We start from the raw sequence: 22369 nt of genomic DNA, 5'->3' as shown, positions 1-22369 counted from the left end.
TTAGTCAATATTAAGCACTTTAAAAACTGGTTTACAAGCTGCTGCTACTGTACTTCATGAGCCTGGAATCTGCTGTAATTCTGAGGTTTATCCACTTCAACCTGTGACAACAAATGCGTGATTGTGCCCAGAATCAATGACTTCCCCAATTTCTCCCGATCGCCGTTTTTTAAAATATCGAATTGCCCTGCTCATCAGTATAATCGTGATTATCCCTTTAGGTTATGCGGTGAGATTTTCTCGCGGCCCTGCACCGGAATGGTTTAACGACTTTTTTGGGAGCATAGCTTATGAGGTATTTTGGATTTTGCTGGTAGTTCTGATGTTGCCGCGATTTTCGCAAATTAGGGCGGCTGTAGTTGTGTGTCTAGCGACCTGCGGAGTAGAGTTTCTCCAACTGTGGACACCTCCGTTTTTACAAGTAATGCGAGCTACTTTACCCGGAAGGCTGATTTTGGGAAATCACTTTAGTTGGTCAGATTTTATTTCTTATTTTGTGGGGAGTTTTTTAGGTTGGTTGTGGGTGCGATGGCTTCATTTCACTTGCTTCCGATTGTAAGTTGTACTGCATTTAAATTGTAGATTTTGATTGCCAGATCCCAAATCGTCAAATCCTCTCCCCATCAGATCCTCTAACACCACAGACAATCTAGATGCACAAAAGCTGAATGATATGGTTGCGGTTATTTTCACTCAATTATAAGCGATCGGGTTAACTTAGAATTGAGAGTTTTTAGGAGTTGAAGTGGGAGCTATATTTCCGCGATCTCGCCAGAGCAACAACGGAATGGTTAACGTTCCTAAAATCATCACAGTTCCAGTCAGAATCCAAACTAGCACACGATTTGGGCGATAATCACCTCGCTCAATTTGCCAGAAAACTCGATTATAACGCCATGCTGCTAAGGGAATTACCGCAATCCCCAAAACGACCAGACTCAGCCCTAAAGTTTCGGAGTTGAAGAAGGGAGGGGAGGCAACTTCTTGCTGAGTCACTGTAGCTTGAAATTGACGCAGAAATAAACTGAATCGAGCGATCGCCAACCCAAAACCAATTAAACCGATTGAAGTTCGTAACCATGCAAGAAACGTGCGTTCATTTGCCTGATGTTCCCGCTGTCGGTCTATTTTAGAACCCTTGTTCATCAACCCTACCTTTATAAAATATCTTAAGCTTTCCCTGGTAAATTATTGTTTCACTTCTGATTGCGGAGGGAAGTATCGGTATTGCGATCGTGATTCATCATTACCAAAAAAGATAGTATCATAGGAATTGCGCTGAAAGCGGATTTTTTCTGAAAAAAACTGTGTTATAGCCTTTAATCTCGGTAAAAAACCTTCCAGCAATCCGAGCGCGCAAGTCCTAGCTTATAAACCAGGTTTATACAAAAAAATCTTGGTTTGGTAATTAGGAATCTACGAATCAAGGGGGTTTCTGAGGATTAGTGCCTCCAGGGCTTTATTAGTTAGTAAATCGGCAAAAAAGCGATCGCCTTCATCTCTACCAACAGAAAAGAAGAGGACACAGCAATGCTGTGTCCCTACAAATACCGCGGTTATAATCCTGTTTAAAAAGACTTAGCCGCACCGCCGGACTGAGCCTTTTTCTGCAACCAATCCTGACCCAATCTGATTGTCACGTCCGACTGCAAAGAACCGGTACTCTCAACCAGCACATCTCCAAAACCCAAAAACTGGCGAATCGCTTGAGCACCTTTAATATCACCTTGTTGAGCTACTACAGTAGTTACCTCCAACGGTTCGGGCCAAGCTTTATAAACCTGAACATTCCGATAACCTGCTTGAGTCAGAGTATTGACAAAATCTTCAACAGCCGATTCATCTCCGGTACTATCTTGAATCGCCACCTTCAGAAAAGTTGCATCAGCATTCTCAATTGTCCAACTATTCTGACCGAAGTCAAAATGTTCTGACACCAGAGTTTCGATGCCACTTTGATCGGGCAACCAAAAACTTGCCTTGTAGTCCTTAGAATCGCTAAATTTGCCGGGAACCATTAACATCTGCACGCCAGCGCGATCGGTTTGAGTAGCAAAACCAGCCAAAGCCACCAATTCTTCTATACTCAAATTGGTGTCAAGGTGAGACTGAATCACCGACAAAATCTTCGGTAGCCGAGACAGCAAACCTACATTTACTTCCTGTTCTACAAAAGCCCGCATCAACAATTGCTGGCGCTGCACCCGCCCGATATCGCCCAAATCGTCGTGCCGGTAAAGCAAATATTGCACGATTTGTTCGCCGTTGAGTTTCTGCTTGCCAGCCTTTAAATTTATATATAAATGCTGGCTTTCATCGGTATACTTCATGTCCTTAGGGACATTAATAGTAATGCCGCCAAGTGCATCTACCAAACTTTTGATGCCTTGAATATTGACCGTGACATAACGGTCAATTCCCACGCCGCCCAAGAGTCCGCTGACTGCCTTCGCTGACGAAGCTGGGCCCCCGTAGTAATTAGCTTCGTTTATTTTCACCTCCCCTCTACCTTCAACATAGGTGCGAGTGTCTCGCGGAATGGAAAGCACGCTTAACTTTTTATTTTGAGGGTCAAACCTAACCAACAGCATGGTATCGGTTAAGCCCTTGAAAGAGTTTTGCCAGACCTCGTATCCCTGCTCTCTATCGGCATGGCCGTCGATGTCTGAACTCAGAACTTTAAGTCCTAAAACTAAAATATTAACTGGGCGAGTCAGCTCCGGCATCTTCATGTTGAGCTTTGCCATGTCGCCTTGAGAAAACACCGCCGCTTCTTCAGGGCTCAACTTTTGTTGCTGAAGCGGCGTTGTAGAAAGGGACACCGCTAGCAATGCTCCGGCTGTGGCTGAGAGCATGGCTACTCCCGCCAGACCAAAACCAAAACCCAGCCAACGGCCTCGATGGGGCTGCTGGGAAGATTTTTTGGTTGCAGGTTGAGCAGTTGATTGTTGGATAGGGTCTTGATTAGGAATTTTTTGAGCTGGCACTGGCTTCCTCACACACAACAAAAATAAAAAAGATAATGGCAATATGTAGTATCAAGCTGAAGACGCAATCAATCAATACGGTAGGGGCTTAAAAGAACCCTAAATTATGATAAATGTTTGCCCACCACTTGCTCCGCTACGCGGCTAATTCCGGGCAACCATAGCGGTTGACGCTTCCAGAGGCGAACCATCAGTCCCAAAGCAACGATGAAATAGCTGGTTGTCAGCAGGCTACTCATTAATAACATGGGAAGTGTCGGAGATTCCGCAGAAATCGCTCCAGCTTCTAAAAGAATATGTCCTAATAGCCAACTAAAAGCAAGGGCAATTGCCAAGCGGCTGATGGCTTTGCGTTCGGGGCTGCCCTGACGGCGGTAAAGAGTCCACAGGGCGGGGAAAAAGCCGATGACTGGGATCATTAATACAAACAGACTTGCACGATCGAGTTCAGGATTTTCTAAGGGATCTGTATTTTTCATCATTTGCTACTCAAAATTTGCAGAAGGTCAGATTTTGCACAAGAGTTATTTGTTAGAGGGAAAATTAATATCCTAAACCAAAATTCCCAGAGCAGGGCTGGTGCGATCGCCAAACTTGTCTGTCAAAGGCAAAATTTTTCGGCACTCCCGAACCCGCGACCGATCGTTGGCAACTTTTCGACCCGGAGACCCGTATTTTGATAAACTGGATACAGCACAGCAGACAGGAGAACAGACTTAGCCATGACCCAATCCCAAAAATCAATCGTTATTGCTCCATCCATATTATCAGCCGATTTTAGCCGTCTCGGAGAAGAGATTCAGGCTGTCGATCGAGCTGGGGCTGACTGGATTCACGTAGATGTGATGGACGGTCGCTTTGTTCCTAATATTACTATCGGGCCGCTGATTGTTGAGGCAATTCGCCCCGTTACTACCAAGGTGATAGATGTCCACTTGATGATTGTGGAGCCGGAGAAGTACGTCGAGGACTTCGCTAAGGCTGGTGCTGACATTATTTCGGTTCACGCCGAGCATAATGCTTCGCCTCACTTGCACCGCACCCTCGGCCAAATTCGGGAATTGGGCAAAATGGCTGGTGTGGTTCTGAATCCTTCGACGCCTTTGGAGTTGATCGAGTACGTGCTGGAACTTTGCGATTTGGTGCTGATTATGAGCGTCAATCCGGGCTTTGGCGGTCAAAGTTTTATCCCGGCTGTTCTGCCAAAAATTCGCCAGTTGCGCAAAATGTGCGACGACAAGGGCCTCGATCCTTGGATTGAGGTAGATGGCGGTTTAAAGGGGAACAATACTTGGCAGGTTCTGGAAGCGGGCGCAAATGCGATCGTCGCTGGTTCTGCTGTGTTTAAGGCGAATGATTACGCAGGGGCGATCGAGGGTATCCGCAACAGCAAGCGCCCGACTCCTGAGTTAGCTGCGGTTTAGTTGAAAATGCGATCGTGTCCGTCAAGTTACCAATAGACTTCTCCTCTCAAAGCAGATTTTGAACAGGCAACGAGGGCCTGTTCCACGATAATTATGGGAGAAGTCTAATAAAAAAAGTGGTTTGCAGTCAGGACGAATAGTCATTATTAAAAAATGGAAGAGCAAATTCTTCCATTTTTTTGTGGGCGATCGAGCAAAAGTATTGCCCAGATTGTTAACTCAAGCTGTTTTACGATCGCACCCGCAGCGTCAGGCGCACTGTATCCCCAATAAAGTGAGGAATGCGCCAGCTAAAGAGGCATTTTTTGATAGTTTTCAGCAACTCCACATCCGCCAAAGTCGAAGCATCAGCATCCACAACTATGCGGCTGGCGCGCACTTTAGTGAAGACAATTTCTAACACCAATTCGCCATTTGTACCCGGTGGCACAGTCAAAGTTTCCAAGTGTTTGTTTAAACTATCGATCGCCACTTCATCCAACCCCGTAGCGCTAACGACTTCTACAGGTGATGTACTCCGCCTGTGCAGCTTTGACTTTGCGCTGGGGGCGCTGGCTAGTGCGAACAATGGATACACCCGCTTCTGTGAGCGATTAAATGTGATGCCGCGTTCTTGTTTTTGTTCCATCCAGTCTGTGCAGCCATTATCTTCTACATAGCCTGTGCTGCCCAATACGCCCAGATATTCCACCGCTTCCGGCATTTCTACAGGAACGTTCATCGAGATGGATTCCGTACCCGGTTCGACGCGCACATCATCGCTGACAGCCACAAAAGCCGTGTACTGCGACAGAAGCTGATACGTTAGCGCCGTTTCTGTCACTGTTTCCACCTCCACCTTAGTTTCGTACTGCACCATCTGATTCATCAAATCTTTGATGCGGTGCCGCCCCCAAAGCTTGGCAACTGCCGGATTTCCAGGATCGGTAAAGTCGAGTTGGTAGGTTTGGACGTACTGGTGTCCGCCTGCGCTAACCCCTTTAATATGAAGCGTTCCAGCTTCGCGATCGCCCTTTTTCCCAAACAGAACCAGCGGTTGTTCGGCAAATAAATCCGGCGCAACTGACGGATAAATTACCGGATTTTCGCCCTCTCCCTGCCAAGTAATTTCCAGATTTACCAACACCGGATTGTTGATTTGCCGGAAAAACTTTTCGACAAATTCCTTAACTGGTTCGTCGTGCCGGATTATCCGGGAGATTCCCCGCCCGATTTCCGCAATGCGATCGAGCAAAAAGCGATTGACGGAACTCCCCGCACCGAAACTGTACAGGCGATTCCCCGATTTGAGATGTTGCTGGACTTCGGCGAGAACTTGGTTTTCGTTGCCGATGTAACCGTCGCTGAGGAATACCACAGTTCGCAAGCGCCCGGATGGTGCGGGAAAATCGATCGCCGCCCGAATTCCGCCCAACATTTCCGTAGCGCCTGAAGCGCTGAGTTTGTTGATATATTCGATCGCCTGTTGTCGATTTTCTGCTGTATTCGGTAGCGGTTGTTTTGACAGTTGTCGCACTTTGTTGGAAAAATCCAGAATCGAGAAAGTATCCGTTGGATTCAGCCCGTTAATAAATTGCCGCAACAATGCCTGACATTGCTGCAAAGGCGCACCGGATTGCGAACCGGAAGTATCGACTAAAAAAACGACATCTTTCGGCACAAGTTCATCGGTTTTGTACTCGATCGCCGGAATCAAGTAAACTGCAAAATGCCCGCCGCGATCGTCCGAATGAGTTAATACCGTCGATTGAGTTTCTCGACCCGCAATTTGATAGCGAACAATCAAATCTTTGTTGGGAATTGTATCTTGATTTGCCAATTTAACGCGCACCATTAGCCCGTTTTTCTGATCGTTTGCTAAAGCAGTTTGGGGGGAGTCGAAATATTCTATTTCCAGTTGGTGGGATGGGGAATTGACATTACGAATCGGTACGCCAGCTTCAATTTCCAGCGTCACGCCGATATCGTGTCCCGATCGCATTCCCGGTGGCAAAATCGGGGCATTAAGGCGCGACGCATCGGGGACAATATCGGTATCGGAATTAACTGTCATTGGGGCTGGGGCGCTACCGCTAGCAGCCGTTTCATCCAGCGGCGTACCGGGAATATATCGCGGCCCGACAACCATCGGAAAAATGAATTCGTAATCGCCAGCTAAAAATTTCAAACTGTCAGTGTAGCGAATAGTGACATCGATTGATTCACCCGGTTTGATGTTGGCGAGGGACTGGGTGAAAATATTATCTCGCTCCTGTTCCAGCAAACCCGCAGTCCGCCCTTCTTGTTTGGCTTTTTCGTAAATTTGTTGGGCTTCTTCGCGTTTTTTGATGCTGCCTTTAATGGTGCGATCGCCAATTTTAATTTCCATCTCATCTACCGCTGCTTCCGCAGGTAGCGGGAAAATATAGACTGCTTCTAATGGCTTGGTGAAAGGGTTTTCAAATTGCTGCGAGACTTCAACTCGCGATAAATTTCCGGCAATTTTTGCTCGGACTTCTGTATGTTTCAGGGGAAAAATAAGTTGTTCTCCCTCTGGGGAACGCACGTATAATCCACTGGTTCGCTCGGTTGGAGATTTCAATGATGGCATAAAAGTAGTCCTCCATAAATGATACATCAAAAGGAACTGCAACACGCATCGTCTCGACTGCCTTGACTCTAGCGATTTCGTTTGGGTTTCAGCGCTTGATTTTATTTTATTTTATTTTATTTTATTTTGTTTTGTTTGCTTTGGATAAAGATTAGAAAGGGAAGCGGGAACGATCGATCTAGAAAAACAACGGATTCCAGTAGGCATCGATCTGTCCTATTAAATAATCGGCTTAGAGAACAGGAATTATGCAAAAAAATCGGTTTTTGGGAAAAATTGTCGCTTTTTCCGAGAAATATTGACGCATAAACCTGGTTTTTGGGTTCTCTAGAGCGTGTTTTCTTGCGTCTTAGAACCCCCCACTACCCCTTAAAAAGAGGGGAGCAAGAGGGTCAAAGTCCCCTTTTTGGAGCTCATAGCGAGCTGGGGGAAAATGTATCCTGTCTTACAGGGTAATGGTAATAGGTAATAGGTAATTGGCTCCAAATGACTAACCCATTACCCATTACCTATTACCAGTTCTTAGATCGAGTTATCACCATAGATCCGGGAGAGCCGATTTTTTGTATACGCTCGAGCAAAAGGACACGACATTGCCGTGTCCCCAGGGGTATCGATTTAGACGGTTAAAAAATCTGCAACATTAATCAGCCCTGTTGACACATTGCTGAGAGTTGCTAACAGTTGACCGGAACTGGTAACTCGGAGCAAAGTAGAATTATTTTCTACAGTAATGCTCAGTTGCGAGAAACTTAAACCGCCTGTCAAGCCGATCGCATCGCGACCATCTTGAAAGTCTAAAATAGTCTCGCGGCCGCTGTCGATACCTAAGATAAATCGATCGTCCCCAGTACCTCCAATCAAAGTATCATTCCCCTCATCTCCAAATAACCAATCGTCCCCAGCACTACCCAGTAAACTGTCTTCGTCCTTGCCGCCATAAAGAGTATCGTTTCCAGCATCACCGTTAACGGTATCCTGACCTTCATTGCCAAACAACAAATCGTTGCCCAAATCACCGCACATCTGGTCTTGAGCGCCAGCGGAGCCGATCGCCAGAGGGCTGCCAATATCCCCGTACATAGTATCTTCTCCGTCGCCACCACAGAGAGTATCGCTGCCCTCATCCCCAAACAGCAGGTCGTTGCCCAAGTCTCCTAGGGCCAAATCATCACCCTTGCCGCCACGCACTGTATCGTTTCCATTACCGCCAGAAAGGGAATCTTCGGCTTCTTGCCCGTTCAGGTAATCATCGCCACTGAGGCCAAATAGCAAATCGCGACCTGTAGAGTCGATGTTTAAAGGGTTAAGAGTACCACCGTATAATGTGTCGTTACCCTCATCGCCAATTAAAGTATCGCTCTGTTTGTCTCCAAAAATTATGTCGTCATCTTTGCCACCGTAAGCAACATCTTCGTTCTTCCCCCCAAAAATTAAATCATCTTTAGCACCCCCGTTGAGGTAATCATCGCCCTCATTGCCAAACAGCACGTCGCTATCTTTGGCAGAGGGAAGAATGGTTATATTTCCTAGATCGATGCTGAGGTAAGATCCGCCATAAATATTGTCATTGCCAGTGAAGCCAACCTCCAAGTCGTTACCATTTAAGCCGTTGATATTGTCATTGGTAATCGAACCCTCCAGAATGTCGTCGCTTTCTGTACCGTTGGTGGTGCTATTTGTTTGGTTGGGGCCGCGAATAGCAGTCGGGCTGGGAAAGGTTATCTGCTTGCAAATGCAATCTTCGTCTTGAGTTTCTGGCGTTGGAGTCGGAGTTGGAGTCGGAGTTTCCGTTGGAGTTGGAGTTGGAGTCGGAGTTTCCGTTGGAGTTGGAGTCGGAGTTTCCGTTGGAGTCGGAGTCGGAGTTTCCGTTGGAGTTGGAGTCGGAGTCGGAGTCGGAGTTTCCGTTGGAGTTGGAGTCGGAGTCGGAGTTGGCGTCGGCGTCGGTGGAGTCGGCGTCGGTGTCGGAGTTGGCGTCGGTGTCGGAGTTGGTGACTCCAAGTCGTCATTTGCGATCGTACCTATGCCCGTCGCTTTAGTAATAGTCGCATTGACAGCGGTGCTGAGGTTGACGTTAAATGTTTCGTCAGTTTCAAACTTAGAATCGCCGTTGACAGCAACAGTAATGGTTTTTGTCGTTTCCCCGGCATTGAAGGTGACGCTGCCTGTGGCCGCCGCGTAATCGCTATCAGCAGTGTTAGCAGTACCATCTGACGTGGCGTAATTGACGGTGACGGGCAAGCTAGAAGCTGCTGAGAGAGTGGCGGTAAAGGTGGCGCTAGCAGTACCCGTATTGCCCTCGGTAACAACTACATCATCGATCGAGATACTAGGAATATCATCATTGGTGATGGTAGCAGTGGCGGTGCTGGTGGTGACAGTCGAACTTTCTGGCGCTGCGGTCAAATTTGGGTTGCTGAGGGTGACGGTAATTGTCTCGTCAGGTTCAACTGCGGTTTCGCCCAAGACATCCACAGCAATAGTTTTAGTTGTTTCGTTGGCGGCAAAGGCGATCGTCCCTGTGGCGGTAGTAGCCCCGGCAGCATTGATATTATTGTAGTCTGGGCCGTTGCTCGCGGTACCAGCGATCGCATAATTTACTGTACTCGCTACCCCCGTGCCGCCGCTGCGAGTGACGGTGAAAGTGACGGGTTGAGTGCCGGAGTTGCCTTCAATTAAAGAACCTGTCGCTGGATTTGTGAGTGCGATCGCATAAGCAATCGAGTCATTGGCTGCAATAGTCACCGTAGCATTGCTGCTGGCCGGTGCGATCGCATAATTCCCATTTCCCAAATTCAGTCGCAGCGTTTCTGCAACCTCCGGTATAGCGTCATCAAACGGAGTCAGAATCACATCCACAAAGCTTTGCCCGTTGGGAATAGTGACGGGAAAGGTACTGCCCAGATTGTAATCTGCAGCAACGGCGGTGCTACTGGCATCAATAGCGAGATTCACCGTCAAATTACCGACTGTGCTATCACTGCGGCTAACGCGGAAAGTGCCTGTGTCGATCGGGTTTTCCGAGGCTGAATTATCGAACGCGGTGATGCTCACAATCTGCTGTACTTCAACAGCGCCGATGTCAACAGCAATGCCAGAAGGCCGAGTTAAGCCACGCTGATCCGTAGCAGGTGCGATCGCGCTGTTACCCGCCTCGATCGCGGGGCTACCTGCATTCAGTGCGTGCGTCTGCGTCAGGCCGCCGTTATTTGCCAGTGCTGCTAGATTCGGATTGATGGGAGTGGCAGCAGTGCCTACTAGATCGCCATTAACACCGTTTGTGAAGCCACCACCAGTACCGTTGCCAATTAAGTTATTGCCCTCACTTGTAAATGTGCCGTCTACATCGGGGTTTAACAGAGCCGTATTCCCAGCAATGATGGTGTTGCGGACGTTTGCCGTCAAGGTATTGAAGATGCCCCCGCCTTGGTTTGTGGCACTATTGAGAGTAAGAGTGCTACTTCTCAGATCCAGCGTACCCCCATTTCTGATCGCGCCAAAGTTAGTTGCCGTGTTCGCAGAAAACGTACTGTTGGTAATGGTTGCCGCGCCGCTGTTGACAATGCCGCCGCCGTTTTGTGCGGCCTGGTTGCCATTGAACGTGCTGCTGGTGACACTTAATGGCTGGGCATCGTTTCTGATCGCACCGCCATCAGCCGCCGAAATGTTGTTAGTGAAAGTGCTGTCAGCAATGCTTAACAGTTCGCTCCCGCCTCGGTGGTAAATCGCGCCGCCACCGTCGGTATTTTGGGAACTATTGCCACTAAACGTGCTGCCAGTAATGTTTACTGTACCGCTATCGATCAGGATGGCACCTCCGCCTTGGCTAGCTGCCGTTGCTGTGTTTTCGGTAAAAATGCTGTTAACAATGTTTAAAATACCGCCACCCTGCCTGATCGCGCCGCCGCCGAAACCGTTGACTGTATTGGCAGTAAAGGTGGAACCGGTTATTGTGACTGTGCCGCTGTTGTTGAAAAGGGCAGCCCCTCCTCCAGCGGTGTTGCTGGAAAAGTTAACGCTGGTAAGGTTTAGGGTAACGCCGAAGCCGTTATTAATGCCGCCAGTGCCGTTAGCAAAGGTGAGGTTAGAGATGCTAACAGGGCCGGTAGTAGTGGTTAGTATCTGCACTGCGTTGTTACCGCTAACAGTTAAGTTAGCTGCAACAGGGCCGTTCAGACTGACGCTTTCATTAATAGCTGGCAGCGTTGTAGCTAGGGTAATTGTGCCAGTAATGCCAGTCAGGTCAATAGTATCTACGCCTGGAGTAGCATTGGCTTGGGTAATCGCATCTCGCAGCGAGCCTGAGCCGGAGTCGTTGGTGCTGGTGACTGCAAAAAAAACTAAAACGCGATCGTAATTTGCGATCGCCTCTTGGGTGAATGCCAAAGGTGTCTCAATCGAACCAATTGTTACCTCTAAATCCCAGTCACCGCCTAATGCAGCACTTCCTGTCAGGTTTTTGGAGGCGGCGATGTCTGCACCTGTGAGTTGATTGAGGCGTTGCAAAAACGATCGCCCCGCTATCGGTGGGGCGATTTCTGCCGCCACGTTGCAACCGTACAGGAGGATATCGGCGTTAGGGGCTAAGGCTTTTTTCCACTGCTGAAGTCGATCGCCGTATTCGTCTATGTTGTCAGAATTTAGCTGAATTGACCCCAGTTGCAAATTTCCAGGCCCGCCGTGAGAAACAATGTGAACAGCGTCCAGATCGCTGTAGCTAGCTAATAACTCTGTAATTTGCTCGACTCCATCCCCCGCCCGATCGAGTATAAATATCTCTTTCCTTGGTTCGGCGCTTGGTGCAAGGCTTTGATAATCTTCAACCGTTGGGTCAATGACAACTATTTGCGTAATTTTTTCCATGATAAATTTTCCTCGTAGATGCAAGGGAAATGGAGCTTAAAAGCGGCGATCCTCTTGCCAAAAGAATTCAAATTAGTATTGACTAATAATTATTTGAATCCACTAGCTAGGTTTGGGAAAGCTGGTAAAAGGCAAGATATAATGCTTAAGTCATAAGCAGCTTAGAGTCTTACTAAGACAACACCTAGAGCAAATTTGTTCCCAAGCGTAAAAATTAGTCAGTAAATATAGCTATCGAGTCGATCGCGCATTCGATCCCCGACTTCTTTAAGAAATCGGGGATCTGTTCTGTTTATTCAGGTGGGTTTACTTATTTGGAGATACTAGCGAGAATGCTTTCCATCTCAGAAAGCTCGACCGCCCCGGAGAAAGTTTGACCGTTCATAATAAAGAAGGGAGTCCCTTGAATGCCCAGTTGTTGAGCGAGTTGCACGTCTTTGGCAATGGCGGCTTCGGCAGCGGGGCTGTTGCGATCGGTGTTGAATTTATCTAATTTTAGATTGAGCTTTTGGGCGATCGATGCGTACAATGGCTCGCCTAACTCTTTCTGCCCTTCAAACAAAGCGCTGTAGTATTCCCAGAATTTGCCCTGCTGTTGGGCAGCCCAAGCTGCTTTAGCTGCTGGCAGCGCTTGAGGGTGAATTGAAGTCAAGGGAAAATGCTTGTAAGCTAAAGTAACTTTGTCCTGGTGTTTTGCCATAAACTGCTTGACAGTATCGTGAGCGCGCGCGCAAAACGGACATTGAAAGTCAGAGAATTCTAAAAGTACAATCTGCTGCGAAGCTGATCCCGTGCTAGGAGCATCCCCGATCGCAGATTTGGGATTAGTTTTCATCTCCTGCAAAAATGATTCCTGCGCTGCTTTGAGAGACTGCTGCTGCTGTTGCTGGTACGCTTGTACCGAATCTAAAATTACTTGCGGGTTTTCGCGGATAATCTGCAAGACTTGCTCTTTCAACTTGGGATCGGCTGAATTTCCAGCCGCTGACTGCGCGGGGGAACAACCGATAAATACCAGGCAACCTGCGAGGAGTGCAGCGAAGCAGAAGGCTTGCTGGCTGCGGAGTTTTCGCCAAATAGTGGATAGGTTCATCTTTTATTTCTCATTCACGGCAACACTTAATCCTACATTTAATTTTGCGGAGTGTCAGGTGTACCGCTGTTGACTGCTGTGCAGCTATTTTTAGCTGTGACCAATAATTAGTCATTGGCAATCGGTAATTCGTAGTCGGTAATTGGCAATGAATGTTAATCACCCGAACAGCTACGAACCCAATAATTAAGATTTAAATCTTCGGGATTTATTATAATATTATGTCCCCTCGAACCACCGCAATCAAACAGGTTTTTAATGAGGACTTGAGTCCTCCAACAGCCAGTCGATTTTAGATTTTAGATTTTAGATTTTAGATTTAAAAATTGACTCCACAGATGAAGCTGGGAGCTGGAAATTAGGTGTAAAATTTTTCGCTTGTCAACAGTCAACAGTCAACAGTCAACAGTCAACAGAAGCTTATGAGGACTCAAGTCCTCACTAGAAATGCGATCGCGGTTATTTTACAGGACTAGATATAAAAAATAAAAGGACGATCGCCCGGGCGGTCGTCCTTTTATTTGCTGCACGTAGTATCAGCTTTGAAACTTGTGTGAATCCGAGACTATTTGCGGTTGTTGAGCCATTTAGCAGCAACTATTCCCAAAATACCCGCCACAATTGGATTTCCCAAAAACTTCATCAAACTTGGCTGTTCTGCCAGCACTTCTCGGAAAATATCCGGGTGATTGTGATAGGTAAACGAGGCAAGCTTGGTAACATCGTCAGCATTCATGCGGCTGGCGTGGTGAGTAGAAAGTCCTAGCTGCTTTTCTAATTGGCGATCGTCCAATCCTCTCTTGCCCAAATGCTTGAAGAATTCCCGCGCCACATCGTCGAGTTCGTTTGGCTTAATTTGGGCGATCGCCTTTTGCAATTCCGGTTCCAACTGAGCCGGCGGGAGAGAGTCGTGATTCAGAGAACGCCCGAATAATTGTTTGCGCTGATCGGGCGAAGTTCTCTGAGCAAAATCGTCAAAATTTTCGTACTCTTCACCGGTTGTCTCCGGCATCGTTTCTCGATCTCCCTGGGCCAAATCGCTCATGATTTGACGCTTGTAATTATCGCTGCTACTCATGGTAAATCTCTTCCTATCTAAACAACAGTTCTGTCTCTAATTGAAATAACTTCGCATTGAAAAAACTGCCGAATATTAAACCGTCGCGCGGCTATCATTAAAGCTTGCTAACCAGGTCAAGACTTGTATTCAATTTGATTTGATTGCTGGTCGTACTTAGCCGTCAAAATCAGTTTTTTATCAGGAGCGTAAACCAAAACACTTACATCCTGATTTGGGAAATTGCGGTGAAAACCTTGTGCTAAAGATTTGGCCAAATCTTTCACTTCTGTAGGGCGGACTTGGGAGGTAATTACCACTCCCAATTTGTTATTGTCGCGCACGTAAGCATCCTGAACCAGACCCTTAGCCGTCTTTGTTACCCATTGACCAAAATCTTGACCGGCAGCGGTATTGCCGCGTTCTAGCTGCGCGTAATAACCCTGACTACCGCCAATTGCTACAGGTACATTAGTCGGTTTTTGGGCTGAAACGCTGGGCGCGCAGGCAGTAGTAACAGCCAGCATTAATACCAAGAGTAGGCCCGCAATTATTTTGCGACTCTGCTGCAATAAACTCACCTTTTTTCCTCCGTTCTGAAAACAATTTGAAGAATTGAAAGGGTCAGGTTGCTCGACCCTTTCAATTAGTATTAGGCTTAGTCTAGTTTCTTTTTGAGCTCATCTTTTACATCTTCGATGGCGTGACCAGCTTCAGCTTTGGCCTGCTTGGCTTTGCCTTCTGCTTTATCCTTCGGGTCGCCAGTAACATTGCCTAGGGCTTCTTGAGCTTTGCCTGCGATGTTGTCGCCAGTTGCCTTTGCTCTATCTTCATTGCTCATGGTTTTCTCCCTATCTGTATCTAATCAGACATTTTTTACTTAATAAACTCATCATAGGTAACTAGGAGCTGCGTTGCACTCTACCTCTAGGAAGAAAGAATGAAGAAAAAATGAATAGGGAAGATAAAAAAGTTATTTTTCGGTCTTGGACAGACTGCCACTTTCATATTTACCAGTTGTTTTTACCGTTTCTGCTGGCTGCAATGAAGTATTTCTGTGAAAAAACTCGTCGATCGTCACCCGTGCGTCCAAGACAATTTTTTTAAACAAAAAAATTAAAATTATAATGTTTTTATTCAATTCTGCTTTGTACCTTCAAAAAGCGAGTGTGGGCAAGACAGCATCTTACCCACACCCTACAAAAATCCCTATGAGTTTTAATCTACCTTGTGAGGACATTCTTCATCTATTTTGTGCTGAAGCTCTTCTTTCAACTGTTCCACAGCGTGCATAGTTTGAGCATCTTTTTGTTTGTGATCGGTGAGGGATTTTTCTGTTTCCTCTCCGAGCAATGTTTCCCTGGATTTTGGTAGCGTTACTTGAGTGGCGGTGTCAGTATGGGTCGCGTTTTCTTCAATATTCATTTGTCTTGACCCTATTGTTGGTAAAATTTATTTTTAACAAGGCTAGTTACATTAACCTTATGTTTATAGTAACGCTAATCGGGAAGCCTTCCCTCTGCCTGAAGATAGATAGGGAATAGATAGTATTTGGTAATTGTACAATAAGAAAAATTAGGGAGACTTCCACCTGCCGGAAGAATGATATGGGAAAGGGATGAGTACGTGAGTGCGTGAAATTATTGATGACTCACAAGGCTATCCCCTGAATGAGTTGGGGAGAGGGGAGGGCGGGAGATGGGGAGAATTTTTCTGCGGCGCGCGCCTTAAGTGGCAAATGTTGTTGGATGAGGCTGTTTCGACATCCGTAAAAGATGAAGAGAGAAATAGGGGACTGGTTAGTGCAGACTTAAGTCTATGCTGAGAGTTTGACCGTTAAAATCCACAAGGTACAGCAATTCGCAAGTTGTGTGGCGATCGGGTTAAATAATCTGCTAAACAAGAGTTAGCGTCAAGGCTAACTTCCTGCCGGATGGAACTAAAATTTCTGTTATTAGTAAAAATTATCTAAAACCCTATGGGAGCAAGGAGCAGTAACCCCCTCGAAGCAGTCGGCCCGACTCGTGAGCCGATCAAAATAGGCGTTTTGCATTCGCTGACGGGCACGATGTCCATCAGCGAAATTTCTGTTAAAGACGCAACGCTGTTGGCTGTTGAGGAAATTAATGCGGCGGGAGGGGTACTCGGACGCCCATTGGAAGTGGTGATAGAAGATGGAGCCAGCGATTTGCAGACTTTTGCTCAAAAAGCTAAGCAATTGCTCCTAGAAGCGCGGGTGGCGGTGGTATTTGGCTGTTGGACTTCGGCGAGCCGCAAAGCTGTACAGCCGGCTTTCGAGCAGGGCAAAGGATTGCTGTTCTATCCGGTGCAGTATGAAGGGCTAGAACAGTGTCCGAATATTTTCTACACTGGTGCTGCTCCTAATCAACAGATTGTGCCTGGGGTGAATTACTTGCTGGCACAGGGGAAGCGGAAAATTTTTCTGTTGGGTTCGGATTATATCTTTCCCTGGACGGCAAATCTGATTGTGAAAGCTCAACTGGCGGCACTCGGGGGAGAGTTGGCGGGGGAAGTGTATCTGCCCCTGGGTTCTAGGGAAGTGGGCGAGGCGATCGCACATATCTTAGCAGTGAAACCAGATGCTATTCTCAACACTCTCAACGGCGACAGCAATGTGGCTTTTTTCCAAAAGTTGCGGGAAGCTGGCGTGAAACCTGAGGATTTGCCGGTGATGTCGGTCAGCGTAGCAGAAGAGGAAGTGCGGGCGATCGGGCCGTCCAATATTGCCGGACATTTGGTGGTTTGGAACTATTTTCAAACGGTGGATACACCGGAAAATCGTAAATTTGTCAAGGCTTATAAAGCCCGATACGGGGAAAATCGAGTCACGGATGACCCGATCGAAGCAGCTTATTTCGGCGTTTATCTGTGGAAGCAAGCAGTAGAAAAAGCTGGTTCTACAAATGTGGTTAAAGTCAGGGCGGCTGCTAAAAGTATGGAGTTTGCAGCGCCTTCGGGCAAGATAAAAATAGATGCCCAAACGCAACATACCTGGAAAACAGTGCGGATTGGTCAGGTGAGGTTGGACGGTCAAATTGAAGAGATTTGGAATTCGGGCGTACCGGTGCAGCCAGATCCTTTTCTCAAGGGCTATCCTTGGGCGGCGGCACTGGCTCCGAAGCAGATTTCTTTGGGAACTCGGGCTTCTTTGATCGGGCTGTTTGTCATCTTGGTACTGATAACTTGGATGGCGGTGGGAGTCGGGTGGATGGGTTCTGTGGAGATGAAGAACTATTTGCTGACAATAGAGGCTGCCTCAGCTCCGGCGGCGGGGGTTCCTGAGGCAGCAATGGCGGTGCTGGTGCAGCAAACTCTGGCTTTGGTGAGCCACACTCAGCACTGGCTGCTGGGGGCTTTGGTTTTGAGTTCGATCGCGGGGATAGTGGGTTTTGTGTCGGTGTCGGCAATTATTCGGAATCTCGGCTTGCTGCGGCAAACTGCTGAACAGATGGCGAGCGGTGATTTGACGGCTCGATCGCCAGTTGTTTCTAATGACGCGATCGGGGTGCTATCTTCTACTCTCAATACAATGGCTCAGCAAATTAGCAATTTGCTCAACGGTTTGGAACTGCGGCAGCGGCAGCTAGAGGAACGCTCGGTCGAATTGGAAGTCGCTAAGAATGCTGCAGAAGCTGCCAACCGGGCGAAAAGCACATTTTTGGCAAATATGACTCACGAGTTGCGGACGCCCTTAAATGCGATTATCGGCTACAGCGAGCTGCTGCAAGAAGAGGCTCTGGAACTCGGCGAAGAAGAGTTTGTGATGGATTTGGCAAGCATTAATATGGCAGGCAAGCAGTTGCTCAGCATTATTAGTGACATTCTGGATATTTCTAAAATTGAAGCAGGAAAGATGACTCTTTTCTTGGAGACTTTTGAGGTGTTGAATTTGATCGAGCAGGTTGTGACTACTGTTCAACCCCTGCTAGGGAAAAATGGCAACACTTTGATCGTGAATTGCGATCCCAATATTGGCACGATCTACTCCGATTCGTCGAAGCTGCGGCAAGCGCTGTTGAATTTGGTCAGCAATGCTGCTAAGTTTACCGATCGAGGCAAAATTACTATTAATGTCTGGAAGGAAAAAGGGGAAGTTTTGCCGATCGACAATTCCGAAGAACTCTCGCCAGATCCTTCTCTGTGTCAAAAGCCTTCGATCGTGTTTCAAGTCAGCGATACCGGCATTGGCATGACTGAGGATCAGGTGTCGAGGCTGTTCGGAGCTTTCACCCAAGCGGACGATTCTACTACCCGCAGATACGGCGGCACCGGTTTGGGGCTGACAATTAGCCGGAAGTTTTGCCAGATGATGGGCGGGGATATTACGCTTGAAACCGAGTTTGGTTGCGGTTCTACTTTTACGATCGGGTTGCCGGTTGTGGTAAAAAGCCAGCAAGAAGCGTCGCCCGATCGAGAAATCGCAGAAATGCAGGCCGTGTCTTCCCAAGAGTTAGAGACGAGTGTGGCGGCGATAGAAGCCAAGCAAAAAGAAGTGCGATCGCCAGCGCTGGAGCTGCCCGATGCTGCTACTGTCCTAGTGATTGACGACGATCCGGACGCGCGGGATTTGATGACCCGCTGCTTGTCGAAAGAGGGATTTCGGGTGCGATCGTCGGCTAGCGGCCAAGGGGGGCTTCTGTTGGCTAAGGAGTTGTTGCCGGACGCGATTATTCTGGACGTGATGATGCCGAGTATGGACGGCTGGGCGGTGCTGTCGGCGTTGAAAGGCGATCCGGATTTGGCTGATATTCCGGTGATTATGATAACTTTTTTGGACGACAAAAATCAGGGTTTGGAATTGGGAGCGGCGGAATATTTGGAGAAGCCTTTAGATTACAAGCGCTTTGCTGCTTTATTGAGCAAATATCAGGGTGTGGGGAAGTAGTTAGTTGACTGTTGGCAGGGGTTATTAGTTATTAGTTATTGGTAGCAGATAATAACTAACAACTAACAACTAACAACTAACAACTGACTAATTAATCTAAGAAGCCCATTAATGCCGAGCTATCGTCAATTTCGTTTGAGGCAATAGGGCGGTTTCCTCCCATTGTGGAGTAAACTTCATCAATGTGCAGAGTGCTGATGCCAATAGGGCGGGCACCGGACATACTGAACATTTCGCTGACTTGCATGGCGCTAGAGCCGATCGGGCGATTGCCGAGTGTAGCAACCACTTCAAAGTCGCTGGATTCGACCGGGCGATTGCCTACAGTGCCGTAGGTTTCACTGAGGTGCAGGGTGCTAGTGCCGATCGGGCGGTTCCCCGAGATCGAGACGGTCTCGCTGATGGTAAAATCGTCTGGGCCGACGGGACGGTTGTCATGCATGAGTTGCGGCCGATAAAGTTGAATTCCTGTTGCTTTGGCATCAGTGGGCTCTGTCGCTTGGCTTTTGGAACTGCCTTTGCCGCGGCGGACGATCGCTTTGCCTTTGCCTGTACCTGTACTGCTCGTATCCATAATTCTTTTCCTCGCTTATTGCTGTTGATTGCTGGGTTCGGACAACTGCTTTTGTGGGCTTTCTGCTTTCTATTTCGGCCGATGATTAAAATAATATTACAAAGTCTAACTATTTTCTGAACGAATTGCAGTATCTCTGCATTTTTGTTAAAATTTATGGGTAATAGCTACATTTTCCTATGGTAACTGCGGCAGCATCTTTTCAATTGCAAGCGCCCTTCCAGCCCACAGGCGACCAACCGCTAGCGATCGAGCAACTTGTCAAAGGCATCGAAGCGGGCGATCGATTTCAAACCTTACTCGGTGCCACAGGTACGGGCAAAACCTTCTCCATTGCCTCGGTGATTGAAAAAGTTGGCAGACCCACCTTAGTCCTAGCACACAACAAAACCCTGGCAGCTCAACTGTGCAACGAACTGCGAAATTTTTTCCCGAACAATGCAGTCGAATACTTTGTCAGTTATTACGACTACTACCAACCTGAAGCATACATTGCTGTCACCGATACTTTCATTGAGAAAACGGCAGCAATTAACGACGAGATAGATATGCTGCGGCACTCCGCCACGCGATCGCTCTTTGAACGCCGCGACGTAATTGTAGTTGCTTCAATTAGCTGCATCTACGGTTTGGGAATGCCCGCAGAATACCTGAAAGCTGCTATTCCTTTGCAAGTAGGAATGGAAGTCAACCAGCGGCAAGTTTTGCGCGATTTAGTCAACGTCCAATACACCCGCAACGATATAGATTTAGGCAGAGGGAAATTTCGCGTCAAAGGCGATGTTTTGGAAATTGGCCCCGCTTACGAAGATAGAATTATTCGCGTCGAATTCTTCGGCGACGAAATCGATGCCATTCGCTACGTTGACCCCGTAACAGGTAAAATCCTGCAAAGTACAACCGCTTTAAATATTTATCCAGCCCGCCACTTTGTGACGGCAGAAGATAAATTAGAGGCAGCTTGCCAAGGAATAGAACTCGAATTAGAAGACCGGCTGGCAGAATTTGAAAAAGAGGGTAAACTATTAGAAGCTCAGCGGTTGGAACAGCGCACCCGCTACGATTTAGAAATGCTGCGCGAGGTAGGTTACTGCAACGGAGTAGAAAATTATTCGCGGCATTTAGCCGGAAGAAATGCCGGGGAACCGCCAGAATGTTTGATTGATTATTTCCCGAAAGATTGGATGTTGGTGATAGATGAATCCCACGTCACAGTGCCGCAAATTCGGGGGATGTACAACGGCGACCAAGCGCGGAAAAAAGTATTGATCGAACACGGTTTCCGCTTGCCCAGCGCGGCAGATAACCGCCCTTTAAAAGCAGAGGAATTCTGGGCAAAAGAGAATCAGTGCATCTTTGTTTCTGCTACGCCTGGGGATTGGGAAATGGAAATATCTGAAGGCAGAGTTGCAGAGCAAGTAATTAGGCCTACCGGAGTAGTAGATCCGACAATTTTTGTGCGCCCGACGGAAGGACAAATTGACGATTTGTTGGGCGAAATTAAGGAGAGAGTAAGTCGGGACGAGCGAGTTTTGGTGACGACTTTAACCAAGCGGATGGCGGAGGATTTAACCGAATATTTGCAGGAAAGGGCGATTAGAGTTCGGTATTTGCACTCGGAAATTCAGTCTATTCAACGCATCGAAATTATCCAAGATTTGCAAGATGGTAAGTTTGATGTATTGATTGGTGTTAACTTGCTGCGGGAAGGTTTGGATTTGCCGGAAGTTTCGCTGGTGGTAATTTTGGATGCGGATAAAGAGGGGTTTTTGCGTTCGGGACGTTCGTTGATTCAAACGATTGGAAGGGCGGCGCGGCACGTTCAGGGACAGGCTATTTTGTATGCGGATAATTTGACGGATAGTATGGTTAAGGCGATCGACGAAACCGATCGCCGCCGGGGGATTCAGCTAGCGTACAATAAGATGCACGGGATTACGCCGCAGCCGATCGCCAAAAAGCGATCGAGTAATGCGATTTTGGCATTTTTGGATGTGTCGCGCAAGCTGAATTCTCAGCAGTTGGAGGAGGTTTACGAACAGGTAAACGAGTTATCTTTGGATGAGATTCCTCAGTTAATCGGGCGGTTGGAAGCGCAGATGAAGGCGGCGGCGAAGAAGTTGGAGTTTGAGGAGGCGGGTAAATTGCGCGATCGGATTAAGCATTTGCGGGATAAGCTATTGGGACATTAAGCTTGTTGTCAGGGAATTGAGGGGAGTTTTTAACCGCAGATGCACGCAGATAAACGCTGATGAATTGCTTAAGTCTGCGACTTTGCAGAGTTTTTGCAGGAAAAACAGGAAAAAGTGCGATCGTATTAAGCATTTAGGTGAAGTGCGGTCGCCCTTTACCATTGTCCTATTTTTTGGATGGGAAGGGCGATCGGACTTTCTATTAGATTCCTAGTCTGTCGGCTGCATATTCGCGATCGTCACAATCTGCATTTGATGAACCATCGTTATCCCAGTCATTTGGCTGCCAATCACGTTCGCGCCTCAAGTCATCTATTTCTTGTTGCTGTTCAAGGACTTTTTGCTCAAAGGATTGGATAGTTTTATCCTTAGCTTTGATAGTTTCATCCTGTGCTTCGTTTTCCTCAAGCAGACTGCGGTTCCACTGCGCCAAAGCGCGGTTCGACTTCGCCAAAGCGCGGTGTGACTCCGCCAAAACAGAGAGGGTTTTCTTAGTCCGCTGAAGGTTGGTGTACAACGACTCGCATTGTGGAGTATAATTATGGGACATATATTTCAAAAGTTACGTTGACTTGTGGTGGTCTGAAGTTGAGATGTCAAACCACCGTGAGTTCGCTAGCTAAAGCAAGGCCTCTGTCTGAATCGTTACTTCAGGCGGGCCTTTTCCGTATCAGATATGATTT

The 22369-nt window shown here is 47.4% G+C and carries 17 protein-coding genes; 4 read left to right on the top strand and 13 right to left on the bottom strand.

Annotated features, from left to right (window positions below; genetic code table 11):
- The first annotated feature begins 136 nt into the window (after positions 1 to 136).
- Complete coding sequence (locus QUA20_RS17900; RefSeq protein WP_333190379.1) at positions 137 to 559, top strand: DUF2809 domain-containing protein; 423 nt, start codon at positions 137 to 139, stop codon at positions 557 to 559.
- Positions 560 to 717: 158 nt separating this feature from the next.
- On the opposite strand, the gene QUA20_RS17895 is transcribed toward QUA20_RS17900, so the two are convergent.
- From QUA20_RS17895 to QUA20_RS17885, 3 genes are all read right to left on the bottom strand, one after another.
- A complete protein-coding gene (locus tag QUA20_RS17895; protein ID WP_333190377.1) occupies positions 718 to 1146 on the bottom strand; it encodes a DUF202 domain-containing protein in 429 nt (142 codons plus the stop codon).
- A 422-nt stretch (positions 1147 to 1568) separates the two neighbouring features.
- Positions 1569 to 2987 carry an LCP family protein gene (locus QUA20_RS17890; protein ID WP_333190376.1) on the bottom strand — a complete coding sequence of 473 codons (1419 nt, stop codon included), beginning with the start codon at positions 2985 to 2987 and terminating at the stop codon, positions 1569 to 1571.
- Between the two features lie 104 nt (positions 2988 to 3091).
- On the bottom strand, positions 3092 to 3466 hold the full coding sequence (locus QUA20_RS17885) for a hypothetical protein (protein ID WP_172192965.1): 375 nt from the start codon (positions 3464 to 3466) through the stop codon (positions 3092 to 3094).
- 243 nt (positions 3467 to 3709) lie between these two features.
- Between QUA20_RS17885 and rpe the strand changes: the two genes are divergently transcribed.
- Positions 3710 to 4411, top strand: a complete 702-nt coding sequence (gene rpe / locus QUA20_RS17880; RefSeq protein WP_172192955.1) for a ribulose-phosphate 3-epimerase — start codon at positions 3710 to 3712, stop codon at positions 4409 to 4411.
- Positions 4412 to 4640: 229 nt separating this feature from the next.
- Here the strand turns inward: rpe and QUA20_RS17875 are convergent, their stop codons facing one another.
- From QUA20_RS17875 to QUA20_RS17840, 8 genes are all read right to left on the bottom strand, one after another.
- On the bottom strand, positions 4641 to 7001 hold the full coding sequence (locus tag QUA20_RS17875; RefSeq protein ID WP_333190374.1) for a VIT domain-containing protein: 2361 nt from the start codon (positions 6999 to 7001) through the stop codon (positions 4641 to 4643).
- Positions 7002 to 7619: 618 nt separating this feature from the next.
- On the bottom strand, positions 7620 to 11864 hold the full coding sequence (locus QUA20_RS17870; protein WP_333190372.1) for a DUF4347 domain-containing protein: 4245 nt from the start codon (positions 11862 to 11864) through the stop codon (positions 7620 to 7622).
- Between the two features lie 310 nt (positions 11865 to 12174).
- Complete coding sequence (locus tag QUA20_RS17865; protein ID WP_333190370.1) at positions 12175 to 12957, bottom strand: DsbA family protein; 783 nt, start codon at positions 12955 to 12957, stop codon at positions 12175 to 12177.
- Positions 12958 to 13522: 565 nt separating this feature from the next.
- Entirely contained in the window at positions 13523 to 14035 is a 513-nt protein-coding gene (locus QUA20_RS17860; protein ID WP_333190368.1) for a hypothetical protein, read from the bottom strand.
- A 116-nt stretch (positions 14036 to 14151) separates the two neighbouring features.
- On the bottom strand, positions 14152 to 14595 hold the full coding sequence (locus QUA20_RS17855; protein ID WP_333190367.1) for a hypothetical protein: 444 nt from the start codon (positions 14593 to 14595) through the stop codon (positions 14152 to 14154).
- Positions 14596 to 14672: 77 nt separating this feature from the next.
- A complete protein-coding gene (locus QUA20_RS17850; RefSeq protein ID WP_172190767.1) occupies positions 14673 to 14855 on the bottom strand; it encodes a CsbD family protein in 183 nt (60 codons plus the stop codon).
- A 132-nt stretch (positions 14856 to 14987) separates the two neighbouring features.
- Positions 14988 to 15125, bottom strand: a complete 138-nt coding sequence (locus QUA20_RS17845) for a hypothetical protein (protein ID WP_333190363.1) — start codon at positions 15123 to 15125, stop codon at positions 14988 to 14990.
- Between the two features lie 107 nt (positions 15126 to 15232).
- Positions 15233 to 15439, bottom strand: a complete 207-nt coding sequence (locus tag QUA20_RS17840; protein WP_172190766.1) for a hypothetical protein — start codon at positions 15437 to 15439, stop codon at positions 15233 to 15235.
- A 553-nt stretch (positions 15440 to 15992) separates the two neighbouring features.
- Between QUA20_RS17840 and urtA the strand changes: the two genes are divergently transcribed.
- Positions 15993 to 18920, top strand: a complete 2928-nt coding sequence (urtA, locus tag QUA20_RS17835) for an urea ABC transporter substrate-binding protein (protein WP_333190361.1) — start codon at positions 15993 to 15995, stop codon at positions 18918 to 18920.
- A 91-nt stretch (positions 18921 to 19011) separates the two neighbouring features.
- On the opposite strand, the gene QUA20_RS17830 is transcribed toward urtA, so the two are convergent.
- On the bottom strand, positions 19012 to 19494 hold the full coding sequence (locus tag QUA20_RS17830) for a hypothetical protein (protein ID WP_333190360.1): 483 nt from the start codon (positions 19492 to 19494) through the stop codon (positions 19012 to 19014).
- Positions 19495 to 19673: 179 nt separating this feature from the next.
- Here QUA20_RS17830 and uvrB point away from each other — a divergent pair, with 179 nt between their 5' ends.
- On the top strand, positions 19674 to 21686 hold the full coding sequence (gene uvrB / locus QUA20_RS17825; protein ID WP_333190358.1) for an excinuclease ABC subunit UvrB: 2013 nt from the start codon (positions 19674 to 19676) through the stop codon (positions 21684 to 21686).
- Between the two features lie 202 nt (positions 21687 to 21888).
- Here uvrB and QUA20_RS17820 read toward each other — a convergent pair whose 3' ends face one another.
- Entirely contained in the window at positions 21889 to 22236 is a 348-nt protein-coding gene (locus QUA20_RS17820) for a hypothetical protein (RefSeq protein ID WP_333190355.1), read from the bottom strand.
- Positions 22237 to 22369 lie beyond the last annotated feature (133 nt).

It is taken from the genome of Microcoleus sp. Pol7_A1, assembly GCF_036701085.1.
Classification (GTDB): domain Bacteria; phylum Cyanobacteriota; class Cyanobacteriia; order Cyanobacteriales; family Microcoleaceae; genus Microcoleus; species Microcoleus asticus.
The sequence above is the reverse complement of the archived record's forward strand: the minus strand, read 5'-3'. Positions and strand labels throughout refer to the sequence as shown.